A 14417-nucleotide genomic window follows, 5' to 3' on the forward strand; every position below is an offset into this window, starting at 1 on the left:
GCCACGGGCCACCGCCTCATGGCCTCCGGCCCCCTGCCGGACCGCTAGCCGGGCGTCCCGTCCCCCGCTTCCCCTTGCGTGACGCGCTGGAGTTGCCCCTCGTGCACGTCGACCACCCATTCCCAACCGGGCTTGGCCGACGGACCGATGCGCGGGTCGTCGGCGGTCCGGCCGTCGCGCAGGGCATGGCCGTACGCCCGGTCCTGATCGATACGTGCGCGTACCTCGTCGGCCCCGCAGACGGAGCCGTGCCCCGGGACGAGAACCTTGACGTCGCCCGCGACGCTCTCCAGCCGTTGCAGCCCGACAAGGTAGTCGGCAACCGGGTCGGCGGTGTCGTCGAGCATCGGGACCAGGACATCGGAAAGCATGTCGCCGGCGACGAGGACCCCGCGGTCCTCGATCAACAGCGCCGCATGGCCCGGGGCATGGGCCGGGTGCTCGACGATCCGGACCCGCGGGCCGTCCCAGGGAAGCCACACGGTGTCGGCGGGCAGCCCGGTGATGAGGCCGAACAGGTCCAGCGGTACGTCCTCGGCGATCTCCGGCGGCAGCCCTTCGGTGACGCGGGCCCTCCAGTCCGGGTTCGCCAGCAGGTCCCGCAGGTACTCCGCACAGCGCGCCGTACCGTAACGCGGCGCGTCGCCGAACTCGGGGTGCCAGAGGACGTGGTCCCAATCGGGATGCGTCGCAAAGCCCGCCACCACGGGCTGACCCATCTCACGAAGGTCGTTCGCGACGGTGGCCATTTCGTCGCGTGTCAGCCCGGGGTCGACAAGCAACACGCCGGCCCGGCCCTGCACGACAACGGTGTTGTTCTCGAGCAATTCACTCTGGTGGACCAACACACCGTCTGCGACCTGGCGCAGCATGGGAGGCTCCTTCCGATTGTGGTTTGCAACCACTCATCGTGACGCTACTCCCCGACGCCGACACGCGCCCCGCAACACCGACGGCGGCGACCTGCTTCGCGGCTTCGGCCCCCTCTGTCGGGTGTCCGATCATTCGGATAGGTTGCGCGCGTGTCGGATCAAGAGAACAGCGGGGGCGGGTCCGAGGGACCCGGAAGACCGGGCCCGGACCCGGAGGTGACGGCGAGTCGGCAGCCGTCCGAGAGCGATCCTTTCAAGGACCTCGTCCTCGACGAGGAGTTCGTCCGCGGTGCCGGTCGGCGCGAGCCGTCGGCGCGGGCCAGGATGCTCGCCGAACGATGGCGCGACGAACCGCCGCAGGCGGTCGGCTTCCGGGAGGCGGCGGACACCCCGCAGCCGACGCGGAGGCCCAGGCGCGGATTCCGCCGGCGGCGTACCGACCCGTGGGGTCGTCCTGTGCGCCGGGACCGGACCAACCTGAAGATCGCCGTGTGGTTCGTGCTGCTCGCGGCCCTGCTCCTGGTGGCCGATCGGCAGGACACGTTCCGCGACCTGCTCGGCGGCAACAACCACGGCGAGGAGGGCCTGACCGACTCCGCGCCGATGACCGCGCAGCCGTCGGTGTCCGGAATAGCCTCGGCGGCGGCCCCGCTGCCGCCCACCCTCCAACCCGTCGACCCCGACCGGCCGACCCGGGAGAACCCCTTCGCCGGATCGCCGGCCCTCAACTACGCGGACGGCGCGGCGGGGATCGTGCTCCCCGAGGCCAAGCAGGTGAAGGGCTACTCGGCGGCGCAGGTGCAGTCGGCCTTGGAGGCCACCAGGGACCTCCTGATCGCCGCGAACCTGGATCCGGCGGCGCTGCGCGGCGAGACGCCGGAAGCCTTCCGGGCCCTGGTGGATCCGCAGCAGAGTGAACTGTTGGACGAACTGGAAGCCGCGTACGCCCGGTTCACCACGGAGAACGACCCGCTCCTCACCATTGCGCGCTTCGATCCGCGGGAAACGGAACTGGTCGGCAGCGTCGTCAAGGTCTCCGGGATCATGGCCTACGCGCTCGACGACGAGGGAATGCTCACCGTCACCGCCGACTATTCGTTCGTCTACCCGGTGGCCAAGGTGGGCCAGGCGGACCGTGAGGTCACCCGGACGCTGGTACGGCGCGCGCTCGAGACGAAGGTCTACAAGGGGCCGAGCTACGAGCCCAGTACCAAGGGCAAAGTCTGGATATCGTCCAGGAACTCCGAGTTCGCCAACAGTTCCTGTGACGTGGACGACGGATTCCTGCACCCGGGCTTCGCCTCCGATCCGGAGGAGAAGACGAAACCGTCCGGGGCCCCGTTCGACCCGTACGACCGCAGCCAACCCCTGGAGACGGCCGCTCCGTCGCCGGACGCGACGACAGCACCCGACAGCTGCGGCCTGCTCGCCAGAATCTGACCGGCCCGACCCGGTACGCGGCACGGACTAGTACGCGGAACGGAAAAACGGTCCGTGTTGCAGGTTAGCGGGTCGGCGGGAAGCCACCTCGCGGCCCGGTGGCGCCGATCGGGATGCGGGGCGGGACCGGCTGCGGCGTCCCCCGGACGGGTGGCCCCGAGTGCCGTCTCGTCGTGGGCACCGCACGATGGTGCTGGTCCGCCGGCATCGGGCCGACGGGGATGCGAGGGACGCATGGGGATCACAGCGGTTCGCGGGGAGCTGCCCACGGCGGGCGGGTGGCCGCGCGTGGAGCTGGCGGCGTTGCGGCGCTGCTCGCTCGGGATCGAACTGGGGGCCGATCGGACCCGGATCGTCCGCGAGGGCGGCGTGGTCGCCGACGCGCCCAGCGTCTTGGCGCTGGAGGTGCGCTCCGGGAAGCTCGTGGCGGTGGGCGACGCGGCGGTGGCGCTGGAGCAGCCGCGCGCCACCGAGGAAGGGGTCACGTGCGGGGCGGCCGCCAACGGTGGCGGCCCGGAAGTCACCGTCCTACGGCCGGTGGCCGACGGCAGCGCGGAGAGCCCCGCCGCGGTCGGCCTCATGCTCCGGGCGTTGCTGGCCAAGGCGGGCCTGCGCCGCTCCAGGTGGCGCCGCGTGGCCGTCGCGGTACCCCACGCCCGCAGCCCGCTGCTGATGCTGGGCGTACGCACGGCCGTCGAGGCCATCGGCGCGCGGGAGGTCGTCCCCGTGGCCCCCACGTTCGCCGCGGCCTGCGCCGGGCATCTGTCGCTGGCCGACAACCGCCCGGTGCTCTCGGTCGTCTGCGGTGCCACCCGTACGCACGCGGCCGTCCTGGTCGGGGACGCCATGCTCGACGGGGACCTCGTCCCGGTCGGCGGCACCGACGTCCATGAGGCGCTGGCCCAGTACCTGATGGACACCTATGGCCTGCGTCTGGGCCCCCGGCACATCCGCGCCCTCCACCCGCACCTGACCGGCGCGGCGGCGGGGGCGGGCGGCACGGTGACGGTACGGGGCTGGGACGTACGTCGTGCGCGACCGCGCGCGCAGGAGCTCGACGCGAACGAGTTGATCGGGGCCGTCGGAGTCCCCCTGGACCTGATGGCCGATCTGGTGCGCCGCGTCGTCGCCCGTACTTCGGCCGAGATCCTGCTCGATCTCGCCGACCGCGGCGCGGTGCTCGCGGGGCCCGGGGCCGCCGTCGCCGGGCTGGCGGACCGGATCCGTACGGCGACGATGCTGCCGACCTACCTTGCCCCCGACCCCGGCCTTGCCGTGGCGCACGGGATGACCAACCTCATCCGCTCCGACCCCCGCTGACCCTCTGTCGCCGTCCTCGGGACCGGAGTCTTCCGGAAAGCCTCCGGCCGATCGGAGCGCATCCACCAACCAAACGGCGTCCGGTGCCGTCGGCGTCACACCGTCGACCGTGCCCGTGTTGGTCGACGACGGTCACGCCCCGTCGTCGACCCCGTTGTTCCCGGCCGCCGGGCCGTAGAGCCGGGCGACGTCGGGAGAGTCCAGCCATTTGGAGTACGTCGGCGACTGCGGCCACCCCTCGGGCGAGTCCTGCCACTCCTCCTGGCGCCCCCACGGCAGGACGTCGACCAACGCGAAGGTGTAGGCGAGTTGCTCGGTGCCGCGACCGCTGGTGTGCCAGGTGCGGTAGACCGTGTCGCCGTCCCGGAGGAACACGTTCACCGCGAAGCCCCCGCCGGGAGGCGCGCCGACGTCGGCGCCGAACGGGCTCTCCGACGACGAGTACCAGTCCATCGTGTTGCCGACCTTGGCCCGGTACGCCAGAGCTTCGTCGATGGGCCCGTTGGTGACCACGACGAAGCGGGCGTCGTAGTTGTCGAGGAAGCCCAGCCGGACGTACTGCGAGGTCAGGCTGGTACAGCCGCCGCACTGCCACTCCGCGCCGTCGGACCACATGTGGTTGTACACGATGAGCTGCGAACGCCCGTCGAACACGTCGACGAGCCGGATCGGGCCGTCCGGACCGATCAGCATGTAGTCGGGCAGCTCGACCATCGGCAGTTTGCGGCGTTGCGCGGCGATGGCGTCGAGTTCACGGGTCGCGGCCTTCTCCCGCACCCGCAGATCGTCGAGCGCGGCCTGCCACGCCTGCTGGTCGACGACTGGAGGCAGGGCCTTGCCGGTGTACTCGGTCATGATTCCTCCGGGCTCGGATAAGTCCTCTCCTCCCTGTAGACCCGAAACGCCGCCGGAAATCATCGGACGTCCGCCGGTCGCCTTCCGCGGGCGGCGCATGCCAGGGCCGGGTGCGGGGAAGCCGCTCCCCCATGGACCCCCGACCGAAGCGAGTACCCATGAACGCGTTCCCGCAGCTCATCGAGGAGAACGACCGCCTGCGTGCGCTGATCGCCCGGTGGCGCGCCACACCGCAGAGCGTGGCGGAACTCCTGCCCGCGGCGGCCGAGGTACTCCGCGCCACGGCCGCCGCCAAGGAGCAGGAGCTGTACCCGGCGGTCCTGCGGCACGACCCGCGGCGCGCGGACCGGGTGGACGAGGCGGTACGCACGAACCAGCAGGTCGAGGCGTTCCTCTCGGCGGCGCTGCAGTCGGGCCCGGAGGGGCGCGGGTTTCTCGACGACGCGTACGAGGCGGCGGCCGCGGCGGACGGCCTCCTCCTCCACGAACGCCGCGACCTCCTGCCCGCTCTCGAGGGCGACGACGTCCCCGAGACCGAACTCGACCGCGTTGTCGGCCGCCTGCGGACCGCCCGGTCCGACTACCTGAACGACCACCGCGCCGACCGCAGCCACGACGCACCCGCAGGCAGCGACGACCTCGGGCACTGACCCGGCCACCGGTCACCGGCCACAGCCCGGGAACCCGCCGTCCGGCTCCCGCCCGGCCGCGGCAACCACGTGCGGGGCCGGACGGCGGCCGGTGCCGGACGGTGCCCGGGCCCGGGCCGTGGTCGTCGGCTCCTCCTACCTAGCGGCCGGCTGTGGAGCCGGAGCGGCCGGTGCCGCGCGAGGACTTGGCACTGCTCGTCGAGGCACCCGGGGAACCCGAGCCACCCGACGAACCCGAAGAACCCGACGAACCGGAACTCCGGGAAGTCCGGGCCCCGGTGCCGCCCTTGGCCCCGGCCTTGGCGGCCGTACGGCGGGCACCCGCCTCGGCCTCGCCGCCGAGTTCGCGGGCCATGCCCTTGGCCTCGTCCTTGAGCTCGCGTACGTCGCCCTTGGCCTGCTCCTTCAGGAGCTTCGCGTCGCGCGTGGCCTCGTTTTTTGCGCGCCGCAAGTCGTCCGCGGTCTGCTCGGCCTTGCCGCGCATCTTGGCGACGACCTTGTGCCCGCGGATACCGAGGTCCTCGTACACGTCCAAGGCCCGGCCGTACTGGCTGCGCACGTACCCGCCCGGGTTCTTCCCGATCGCGTCGGCCGTCTCGCCGATCGTGGACTGGACCTGTGCCACGGTGTTCGAGACCCGGTAGCGCAGCGGCCGCACACCCACCGGAATGTCGATCTTGCCTTCCATGATCATCGTCGACGCGTCGCGGGCTTTCTCCACCGCGAAGTCACCCGCGCCGACGACCACATAGAACGGGTTGACGTCGGTACGGCCCAACCAGCGTTCCCTTGCAGTCACCATGATCTCTGCTCACTCCTCCGATGTCGGGGGCTTGGGAGGGCCGGTGCCCGAGAGCCGGGCCGGCCCGCAAAGTCCGCAACTGAGCTGTCAGTTGCGCCGGCACGCGCGCCGCTGCCCCGTGGCGCCGCACGCATGCGCGCGCCTACCGACTCTTCACAAGCGGAACCCCGCGATCGGCTCGCGTCCACCGATGGGTCAGCCCAGCGCGACCGCGGCCGACGCCCGACGGACGATGGCAGGGGGCTGCGTGGCAAGCACGACGCCGCATCGAACGGCCTGGAGATGGTGGGGCATGCTGATGGACCGACGGGGTTTCCTGGCCGCTTTGGGAGCGGGTGCGGCGGTGGCGCTGAACGGGGCGGCGTCCGGCGGTGTGGCGCAGGGTGCAAGCCGGCGGCGGGTGGCCGGGTTCGTGGCAGGCGGGTCGCCGAACTGGGCGGCGTTGAAGGCGCGGCTCGGCGGGCGGCTGCTGCTCCCGGAGGACCAGGGGTACGCCGTCGCCCGGCTCGGCTACAACGAACTCTACGACTCCCAGCTGCCGGCGGCCGTGGCCCGGTGCACGTCCGCGGAGGACGTGCAGAGTTGCCTGGACGTGGCCCGCGGTCACGGCGTGCCGATCGCCGCGCGAAGTGGAGGGCACAGCTACCTCGGGTACAGCGTGCCGAACGGCGGACTGGTGATGGACCTGCGGCCGATGGCGCGGGTCCAGGTGCAGGACGACGGGACGGTGCAGGTCGGCGCGGGCGCGCGGCTCATCGAGGTGTACGCGGCACTTGCCGACGCCGGGCGTCTGATGCCCGCCGGTTCGTGCCCGACGGTGGGCGTCGGCGGGCTGGCCCTCGGCGGCGGGGTCGGCGTGCTCGCCCGCAAGTACGGACTGACCTGCGACCGACTGGTGTCGGCCGAGGTGGTCACCGCCGACTCGCGGGTGGTCACCGCGTCCGCGTGCTCCGAGCCGGACCTGTACTGGGCGCTTCGCGGCGGGGGCGGCGGCAACTTCGGCATGGTCACGCGGTTCACCTTCAGCACGGAGCCCGCGCCCGAGCTCACCGTCTTCTCGTTGCGCTTTCCGGCCGGCTCCACCGCGGCGGTGGTCGGCGCCTGGCAGGAGTGGGTCGCGGACGCACCGCCGGAATTGTGGTCGAACTGCGTGGTCTCCGGCGGCACTCCGCCGACCTGTCGGGTGGGCGGTTGCCATGTGGGGTCGGAGACCGGGCTGAACCCCCTCCTGGACCGGCTGGTGTCCGCCTCCGCGACGCAGCCGAGTTCGCGGACCGTGCAGGCCAAGACCTATCTGGACGCGATGAAGTACATGGCCGGCTGTGCGAACGACACCATCGCCCAGTGCCACCCGACGTCCGAGGGCGGGGTGCTGCCGCGAGCGGCCTTCGTCGCCGTCTCGCGCGTGCTCCCCGCCCCCCTCGACGCGCAGCGGATGGTGCAACTGATGGACGGGCGTACCGGCATCGACCTGCTGCTGGACTCGATGGGCGGCGCGGTGGCGCGGTTCGCCCCCGACGCCACCGCTTTCCCGCACCGCTCGGCGCTCGCCACCGCGCAGATCTACGCGAGCACCACCCCGGCCGGGAAGGCGGCGGCCACCGCCGAGGTGGACGCCGTCCGGGACGGGCTCGCGGCGCTGGGCGCGACCGGCGCGTACGTCAACTACATCGACGCGAGCCTGCCGGACTGGGGCACCGCCTACTACGGCGGGAACCTGCCCCGCCTCAAGGCGGTGGCCCGGCACTACGACCCGGACCAGGTCTTCGCGTTCCCCCGATCGGTGGCGCGTGCCTGAGGGCCGCGCCGCCGCACGCAAACCCTGGGGGCCGCCAGCCGCCGGGCAGCGACGGTCAGGCGTCAGACGTGTACCGGCCTGGCCCGCCGATAGAGGATCGTGCCGCCGAGCAGGAACGCGATGCCGGTCGCGGCCAGCACCGAGGTCTCGGCGCCCGTCTCCGCGAGGCGGGCAGCCTGCGGTACGGGGGCCGCAGCCGGCCGCGGCGTCCCCGGGTCACGGCTGACAGGTGCGGGCGGCGTGGTGGCCTGCACCACCTCGGGCGGCGGCATGACGCGCGACCGCGGCGGCGTCGGCGGCTCCGTGGGTGTCACGGACGGCGTCTCGACCGGGGCCGGGGCGTTGGCGCACGCGACACCGCCGAGCGTCGGGCTCAACACGCCCACTACCCGAAGGCCGTCGGCGCACAGGTTCACGGGGACGTCGAGCGGAACCCCCGTGGCGTTCCCGGCCGCCACGCCGGACGAACCCGCGGCGGCTCCGTCCGCGCCGCTGTCGGCGTGGGCGACGCCACCGACCACGGCAACGATCGCACCTGATGTGGCAGCCGCAGCCAACAGTCGCTTGCTTGCAGTGTGTCGCACGGGAATCACCGGCCCCTTCGGTATCCGAGGCGGGACCTTGTTCCCGCGAAGGTGCTAACGGCCGCCGAGGGGGCAAGTTACTCAAAAAGAACATTGCCAATCCAAAGCCCATTTACGGCGTTTATGTTACTTGACCATCACATGCCTCCAACGGCGTTGTCGGCGCGTGGTGTTCGCGATCACCGCCCCGGCGCGGGACCGTCCCGAATCACCGGCAGCGACAGGTGCGCAAGGTCCTCCGGGACGGGCCCGGTCACCGACCACAACGGCGCCGCGGCCCCGTCGGCGACCGCGGCCGGGGCGTCGGTGAGGTTCATCCGCCGACGCAGGCGCCCGTAGAAGTCCATCGGCCCCAGCCGTACGACGCGCAGGCGGCGCGGCGACGCGTACACGCCGATCCAGTCCCCGGGTTCGAGGACGCCTTGGATCCGGCCGTCGATGCTGACCGCCGCCGCACCCGACCGCTCCAGGACCCGCAGGCCGATCGGCTCGTCGGGCCCGGCCACGATCGACCTGTCGAAGGCCATGTGCGGGGCGACCGGCGTGAACACGAGCGCCTCCGCGCGCGGCGAGACCACGGGGCCGCCCGCGGCGAAGCTGTAGGCCGTAGAACCGGTCGGCGTCGCCACGAGCAGCGCGTCGGCCGAGTAGGACGCCAGGAGTCGGCCCGAGACGTACACCCCGACCGACACCTGGCGGTCCCTGGACAGCTTCTCCACCACGATGTCGTTGAGCGCGGTGACGCTCAGCGCGACACCCCACACTTCGTCGACCTCGCAGTCGGTCCGCACCTGCGGGGGCGGCAGGAGCGGGCCGCGACCGTACTTCATCAGAGCCTCCATCTCCGTCGGCACCTGGAGACGGCGCGAGGCGCGGAGGGTGAGCAGCATGCGGCTGTCCACCTCGATGACCTCCTCGCGCACCGCGTCGAGGGCGGCCCGCATGGCCGACACCGAGGTCTCCGTGAGGAATCCGACGCGGCCCAGGTCCACGCCGAGTACGAGGGCGTCGTTTTCGGCGGCCAGCCGTGCGCCGCGCAGGAAAGTGCCGTCGCCTCCCAACGTGACGACGAGGTCCGGGTTGCCCGCGGCGTCCATCTCCTCGCGGGCGGTACGCCCTTCTCCGTCGCGCCACACATCGATGTCCGTGCACTCCACGGCGTGTTCCGCGGCCCACGCGCGGACCGTGACCGCCGCCGCCGTCGCCTCCGGGCGGCCGCCGTGCACCACAAGACCCAGCCGGGTCACCGCCACATCCGCCTCCGGGCTGCTCGGGCCGCCGGACACTCCGGCTGCCGGACACTCGGGCTGCCAGATACTCGGGCCGCCGCATCTCGGCCACGCTACGAGGGACGGTCCCCGCAGTCCCCGCAGTGCGCGCGGTCGGCGGCCGGATGCCCGATCCGATTCGCCCGAGTGCCGTACAACTCCGCGACAATTCCGCGACAACTTCGCGGCCCTTGGCCGATGCCGCGGACCGAACCGGGTCGCCGGTCACGCGCCCTGCACCGGAGGCCGGCCGTGCGGCGCGTCCCGTCGGAAGGCCGCGACCGCGTCGGCGACCGACGCCGCGGACAGGGCGACCGCGAGCTGCGGATCCCCGGACACGTCCGCGACGGTCGCCGCGGACAGCACCGCGGCGGCCGAGGTCGCGCCGACGATCAGGAACCTCGACGTGCCGAACAGCACGTACGCGAGCAGCGCGACGGGCGCGCCGTAGAACGCGTTCTGCGGCGGCACCCCGGCGATCTGGGCGTACGCCACACACTCGGGAACAATCGGCGCCCACGCGGTCAGCGCTCCGATCGTGTCGTTGCCGAGCCGGTCCCGCCGGTACGTCCGCAGCCAGTCCGCGACCGGCCACGCCCCACCGGCGCGATGCCGCACGCCGCCGCCCGTACGGCCCTTCGCCCTGTGCGCTCCGTTCGACACTCCGCCTCACGTGGTGCGCGGCCGCCTGCCCCTCCCCGCCGCTGTCCCTCCCGCGCTCTTTCCGGGACGGCCGACTTCCGCGGCCGACTTCCCGGCCACGGCGATCACCGACCTGCGGCACGCCCGGTTCGTCGGAAAGCGGACCGATCCCACCTGGAAATTCAACCCGCAAACCGGGCAAATCAAACAAAACAAGCAGTGGGTCGACTCGCGGTAGATGCCTCACCGCCGTCGATGACGGCCACGCCAGACTCGCGGGCTGGGGGCCGCCCCGCGTTTGGAGCACACCCCGGAAGGCAATTGATATGAATTGTCGGATTTACTCCGCATCATGGCCTCCCCTACCCGGAGGCGTCGCGAAGGAGTGCCCGTGGACGACTACCCGCTTCTCAACCTGTTCTGGACCATGCTGATCTTCTTCGTCTGGATCATGTGGTTCTTCCTGCTCTTCCGGATCATCACCGACATCTTCCGCAGCGACGACATGGGTGGCTGGGGCAAGGCCGCGTGGATCGTGGGCGTGATCCTGCTGCCCTTCGCGGGCGTCCTGGCGTACGTCATCGTCCGCGGCCGCGGCATGAGTCGGCGCGACGTCGCCCAGGCCAAGCAGACCGACGCGGCGATGAAGGACTACATCCGCGAGGCCGCGGGCACGGACAACCGCCCCACGGTCACCTGGTCGGCAGACGAACTGGGCAAGCTCGCCGATCTGCGCGCCAACGGCGCCCTGAGCGAAGAGGAATTCCAAGCCGCGAAGGCCAAGCTGCTCGCCTGACCACGGGGGCCGGTGGTCAGGGCTGTCGGTCGCGGCGGCCGCCGAGACGCGCGGCGGCGGCGCCGACCAGGGCTCCCGTGGTCTCCTGGCGGTCGGGCCCGAGTCGGCTGGTCGGGGCGCTGACGACCAGGGCCGCCGCGGGGCGGCGCAGGTCGTCGAGGACGACCGCGCCGACGGTGGTGATCTCCGAGGTCACCGCGCCCGCGTTGAGCGACCAGCCGCGCTCGCGGGTGTGCTCCATCGCCGCCACCAGGACCGGATCGTGCGGGTCGACGCCGTAGCGGGCGATCTCGTCGGGGTCCATCGCGCTGAACAGCGCGATCCCGGCCGCGCTGCCCGCCGGCGGGAGCACCGACCCCAGGCCCGGTGCCGCGCGGAGCTGGTGGCTGCTCTCCACGACGTCGACGGCCACGATCCGGCCTCCGTCCGGCAGGGCGAGCATCGCCGTCTCGCCGGTACTGCGCGCCAGTTCCTCCAAGACCGGGCGGGCGCGCGCCGGCAGGTCGGAGGGTCTGCGGGACAGGCCGGCCAGGATCAGGGGACGGGTGGACAGCTCCCAGGCGGTCGGACCGCCGCCCGCGGGCCGGATCCAGCCGCTGGCGTGCAGCGTGACGAGGATGCGTTGGACGGCGCTCTTGTCGCTGTCCAGCAGCCGGGACAGTTCACCCACTCCCACCGGCTGGTGTTCGGCGACCGCCTCCAGTACTTCCAGGGCGCGTTGCACGCTCTGGAGGGGTTTGACGCTCATCGACACACTCCTCGACCGGACGGCTCCGACGCACACCGTATCGCTTGGCGACACGGTGTCCACCGACGCTCTCTGGCACGTCCACGAAGCGTGGCCGCATGGCTTCGATGCCCATTGACCTTCATATAGCGGGCTCCTATAGTCCGAACCCGAAGGTCGCCTTGCAACACATCGTATCGCTGAACGATACGCCAAGCGGGATTGCAAGGCGGAAAGGGAGCCCCCATGACGCAGTCCCAGCCGAGCCGGCCGACACCGCCCGTACTCGACACCGAACTGTTCCTGCCCGACCCCGAGCCCGCCGAGGTCCGCTACACGGTGATCTCGGTGGACGACCACGTCGTCGAGCCGCCGCACCTGTTCGAAACCCACATGCCCGCGTCGCTGCGCGACCGCGGCCCGCGCATCGTCGAAGCCGAAAACGGCGCGCAGACCTGGGAGTTCGAGGGCGAGCACTACTCGCAGGTCGGCATGAACGCGGTCGCCGGGCGCCGCCCCGAGACAGTCCGCCTCGAACCCTTCCGCTTCGACCAGATGCGCGCCGGCTGCTACGACGTACACGCGCGTGTCAAGGACATGGACCTCGGCGGCATCTGGGCCATGCTCAACTTCCCGTCGCAGATCACCGGCTTCTGCGGCCGCGTGTTCGCCCACGCGAAGGACGCCGAGGTCGGCAAGGCCTGCGTACGCGCCTGGAACGACTGGATGTACGAGGAGTGGTACCTCGCCTACCCCGACCGCGTCATCCCGGGCGGGATCACCTACCTGTCGGACCCGGTCGAGGCGGTCGCCGAGATCGAGCGCAACGCCGCCCGGGGCTTCACCTCGGTGACCTTTCCCGAGCGCCCGCACGCGATCGGCCTGCCCTCGCTGTGGGACCGCGACCACTGGGACCCGATCATCCGCGCGTGCGTCGAGACGGACACGGTCATCTCTCTGCACGTGGGCAGCTCCGGCATGCACCCCACCCCGCCGGGCGGCCCCACGTTGCAGATCGGCGCGACGATGTTCGGTCAGCTCTCGCTCGGTGCGTGCAGCGAATGGCTGTGGTCCGGCTACCCGGTCAAGCACCCCGACCTGAAGATCGCGATGAGCGAGGGCGGCATCGGCTGGGTGCCCATGCTCATCGACCGCCTCGACAACATCATCGACCGGTCCGGCTACGGCCTGGGCTGGGCGGAGCGCCCCGCCGACGTGCTGCGCCGCAACTTCTGGTTCTGCACCCTCGACGACCCGTCCACGATCGCGCTGCGCCACGTCATCGGCGTCGACCACATCATGCTGGAGACGGACTACCCGCACGGCGACGGCACTTGGCCGCACACGCAGGACGTCGTCGAGCGCTACTGGGGCGACATCCCGCCCGCCGAACTGCGGATGATGTGCAGCGAGAACGCCGCGAAGCTCTACCGCCACCCGCTGCCCGACGTGGTCCTGCCCCTCGACGCCTGACGCCGGACTCCCGACGGACCCGACAGACCGTCACACTCCCTCAGGAAGGCAAGCCATGACGTTCGTGCCGACGGCCGACAAGCTCATCCCCGAACTCACCCCCGCCCAGGAGATCGTGCTGCTGGCCCGCACCCTGTGGCGCGAGGGCTACAACGACCACCTCGCGGGACACATCACCTACAACCTCGGCGACGGCACCCTGCTGTGCAACCCGTGGCTGCTCACCTGGAACGAGATCCGCCCGCGCGACATCATCCGCATCGACCTGGAGGGCAAGGTCGTCGAAGGCGACTGGCCCGCACCGCTCGGCATACCGCTGCACCTCGAACTGCACCGGCTCCGCCCCGACGTCCAGGTGGCGATGCACAACCACCCGCAGTACGGCACGGTGTGGGCCGACATGGGAGAGATTCCGCCCGCGTACGACCAGAGTTCGAGCCTCGGCGGTGGCGGCAACCTGGTCCTGGTCGACGAGTACCAGGGCGCCGTCGACAACAGCTCGGCCGCCGCCAGGACGGTCGCCGCGATGGGCGACGGGGAACTCGCGCTGCTCGCCGGACACGGCGTGTTCGTGCTCGGCATCACCATTCGCGCCGTGCACCAGCGGGCCGTCGCGCTGGAGACCCGATGCCGCAACGCCTGGATGGTCCGCGCCGCCGGCGGCCGGACGACCAGCCCGCTGCCCGAGTCCTGGATCGCCCGTACACGCACCAGCGACGGAAACGGCTTCCGGGGCTTCTGGGAGGCGAGCGTACGCGCCGAACTCGCCGCCGACCCCACGCTCCTCGACGACTGAATCCGCTGCCGGTCGCGCCCGCCTCTCCGCCGATTCCGGAGGGGCGGCCGTCCGGCGTGACACCGGCAGCGACAGGCGCGCAGGGCATCCGACGAACGCCCGCGGACGACGCACCGCCGACATCCCACCGCCGACATCCCACCGCCGACAACTCACCGCCGGCGGCTCGCAGCCGACAACTCACGGAGCACACCATGGTCACGGTCGCCGAATTGGTCCACGCGCAGACGGGCGATCACCGCACCGGCCTGATGTTCGAGGACTTGGTGTGGACGCATGACCAGGTTGCCAAGGCCGCCGCTGCCCGTGCCGCGTTCATCGCCGACCGGCTGCCCGCGGGTGCCGCTCCGCACGTGGGTGTGCTGCTGGACAACGTGCCGGAGTTCCCGATGTG

At 71.8% G+C, this 14417-nt stretch carries 14 protein-coding genes and 1 pseudogene; 8 read left to right on the forward strand and 7 right to left on the reverse strand.

Going from position 1 to position 14417, the window contains the following annotated elements:
• Positions 1 to 44 precede the first annotated feature (44 nt).
• On the reverse strand, positions 45 to 872 hold the full coding sequence (locus ACWD12_RS28560) for an MBL fold metallo-hydrolase (RefSeq protein WP_450101978.1): 828 nt from the start codon (positions 870 to 872) through the stop codon (positions 45 to 47).
• A gap of 150 nt (positions 873 to 1022) precedes the next feature.
• On the opposite strand from ACWD12_RS28560, the gene ACWD12_RS28565 reads away from it, so the two are divergent.
• Positions 1023 to 2312: an SCO2583/SCO2584 N-terminal domain-containing protein gene (locus tag ACWD12_RS28565; RefSeq protein WP_450101979.1), complete on the forward strand. Its 1290-nt coding sequence runs from the start codon at positions 1023 to 1025 to the stop codon at positions 2310 to 2312.
• Positions 2313 to 2546: 234 nt separating this feature from the next.
• Positions 2547 to 3632, forward strand: a complete 1086-nt coding sequence (locus ACWD12_RS28570; protein WP_450101980.1) for a rod shape-determining protein — start codon at positions 2547 to 2549, stop codon at positions 3630 to 3632.
• 132 nt (positions 3633 to 3764) lie between these two features.
• Here ACWD12_RS28570 and ACWD12_RS28575 read toward each other — a convergent pair whose 3' ends face one another.
• Positions 3765 to 4487, reverse strand: coding sequence for a DUF899 domain-containing protein (locus ACWD12_RS28575; protein WP_450101981.1), 723 nt, complete (start codon positions 4485 to 4487; stop codon positions 3765 to 3767).
• A gap of 158 nt (positions 4488 to 4645) precedes the next feature.
• Between ACWD12_RS28575 and ACWD12_RS28580 the strand changes: the two genes are divergently transcribed.
• On the forward strand, positions 4646 to 5137 hold the full coding sequence (locus ACWD12_RS28580) for a hemerythrin domain-containing protein (protein ID WP_358360886.1): 492 nt from the start codon (positions 4646 to 4648) through the stop codon (positions 5135 to 5137).
• Between the two features lie 139 nt (positions 5138 to 5276).
• Here the strand turns inward: ACWD12_RS28580 and ACWD12_RS28585 are convergent, their stop codons facing one another.
• Complete coding sequence (locus tag ACWD12_RS28585; protein ID WP_450101982.1) at positions 5277 to 5939, reverse strand: hypothetical protein; 663 nt, start codon at positions 5937 to 5939, stop codon at positions 5277 to 5279.
• 298 nt (positions 5940 to 6237) lie between these two features.
• Here ACWD12_RS28585 and ACWD12_RS28590 point away from each other — a divergent pair, with 298 nt between their 5' ends.
• A complete protein-coding gene (locus ACWD12_RS28590; protein WP_450101983.1) occupies positions 6238 to 7737 on the forward strand; it encodes an FAD-binding oxidoreductase in 1500 nt (499 codons plus the stop codon).
• Between the two features lie 62 nt (positions 7738 to 7799).
• Here ACWD12_RS28590 and ACWD12_RS28595 read toward each other — a convergent pair whose 3' ends face one another.
• The 3 genes from ACWD12_RS28595 to ACWD12_RS28605 all read right to left on the reverse strand — a co-directional run bounded on the left by ACWD12_RS28595 (position 7800) and on the right by ACWD12_RS28605 (position 10207).
• A complete protein-coding gene (locus ACWD12_RS28595) occupies positions 7800 to 8258 on the reverse strand; it encodes a chaplin family protein (protein ID WP_450101984.1) in 459 nt (152 codons plus the stop codon).
• Positions 8259 to 8500: 242 nt separating this feature from the next.
• Positions 8501 to 9574, reverse strand: coding sequence for an NAD(+)/NADH kinase (locus tag ACWD12_RS28600; protein WP_450101985.1), 1074 nt, complete (start codon positions 9572 to 9574; stop codon positions 8501 to 8503).
• A gap of 240 nt (positions 9575 to 9814) precedes the next feature.
• Positions 9815 to 10207, reverse strand: coding sequence for a SulP family inorganic anion transporter (locus ACWD12_RS28605; RefSeq protein ID WP_450101986.1), 393 nt, complete (start codon positions 10205 to 10207; stop codon positions 9815 to 9817).
• A 415-nt stretch (positions 10208 to 10622) separates the two neighbouring features.
• Between ACWD12_RS28605 and ACWD12_RS28610 the strand changes: the two genes are divergently transcribed.
• Positions 10623 to 11027, forward strand: coding sequence for an SHOCT domain-containing protein (locus ACWD12_RS28610; protein ID WP_450101987.1), 405 nt, complete (start codon positions 10623 to 10625; stop codon positions 11025 to 11027).
• 16 nt (positions 11028 to 11043) lie between these two features.
• Here ACWD12_RS28610 and ACWD12_RS28615 read toward each other — a convergent pair whose 3' ends face one another.
• A complete protein-coding gene (locus ACWD12_RS28615) occupies positions 11044 to 11775 on the reverse strand; it encodes an IclR family transcriptional regulator (RefSeq protein WP_450101988.1) in 732 nt (243 codons plus the stop codon).
• 225 nt (positions 11776 to 12000) lie between these two features.
• Between ACWD12_RS28615 and ACWD12_RS28620 the strand changes: the two genes are divergently transcribed.
• The 3 genes and pseudogenes from ACWD12_RS28620 to ACWD12_RS28630 all read left to right on the forward strand — a co-directional run.
• The gene (locus ACWD12_RS28620; protein WP_358360907.1) at positions 12001 to 13227 is read left to right on the forward strand and encodes an amidohydrolase family protein; all 1227 of its coding nucleotides are present in this window, start codon (positions 12001 to 12003) and stop codon (positions 13225 to 13227) included.
• Positions 13228 to 13282: 55 nt separating this feature from the next.
• Positions 13283 to 14023 (forward strand): class II aldolase/adducin family protein, encoded by a 741-nt coding sequence (locus ACWD12_RS28625; protein WP_450101989.1) that lies wholly within the window; start codon positions 13283 to 13285, stop codon positions 14021 to 14023.
• A gap of 194 nt (positions 14024 to 14217) precedes the next feature.
• A pseudogene (locus tag ACWD12_RS28630) lies at positions 14218 to 14417 on the forward strand (acyl-CoA synthetase); the annotation flags it as partial.

It is taken from the genome of Streptodolium elevatio (assembly GCF_053592165.1).

Excerpts from the sequence above, each read along its gene's own strand:
- ACWD12_RS28560 (WP_450101978.1), bottom strand. The coding sequence starts at position 872 with ATGCTGCGCCAGGTCGCAGACGGTGTGTTGGTCCACCAGAGTGAATTG.
- ACWD12_RS28570 (WP_450101980.1), top strand. The coding sequence starts at position 2,547 with ATGGGGATCACAGCGGTTCGCGGGGAGCTGCCCACGGCGGGCGGGTGG.
- ACWD12_RS28575 (WP_450101981.1), bottom strand. The coding sequence starts at position 4,487 with ATGACCGAGTACACCGGCAAGGCCCTGCCTCCAGTCGTCGACCAGCAG.
- ACWD12_RS28580 (WP_358360886.1), top strand. The coding sequence starts at position 4,646 with ATGAACGCGTTCCCGCAGCTCATCGAGGAGAACGACCGCCTGCGTGCG.
- ACWD12_RS28585 (WP_450101982.1), bottom strand. The coding sequence starts at position 5,939 with ATGGTGACTGCAAGGGAACGCTGGTTGGGCCGTACCGACGTCAACCCG.
- ACWD12_RS28590 (WP_450101983.1), top strand. The coding sequence starts at position 6,238 with ATGGACCGACGGGGTTTCCTGGCCGCTTTGGGAGCGGGTGCGGCGGTG.
- ACWD12_RS28615 (WP_450101988.1), bottom strand. The coding sequence starts at position 11,775 with ATGAGCGTCAAACCCCTCCAGAGCGTGCAACGCGCCCTGGAAGTACTG.
- ACWD12_RS28620 (WP_358360907.1), top strand. The coding sequence starts at position 12,001 with ATGACGCAGTCCCAGCCGAGCCGGCCGACACCGCCCGTACTCGACACC.
- ACWD12_RS28625 (WP_450101989.1), top strand. The coding sequence starts at position 13,283 with ATGACGTTCGTGCCGACGGCCGACAAGCTCATCCCCGAACTCACCCCC.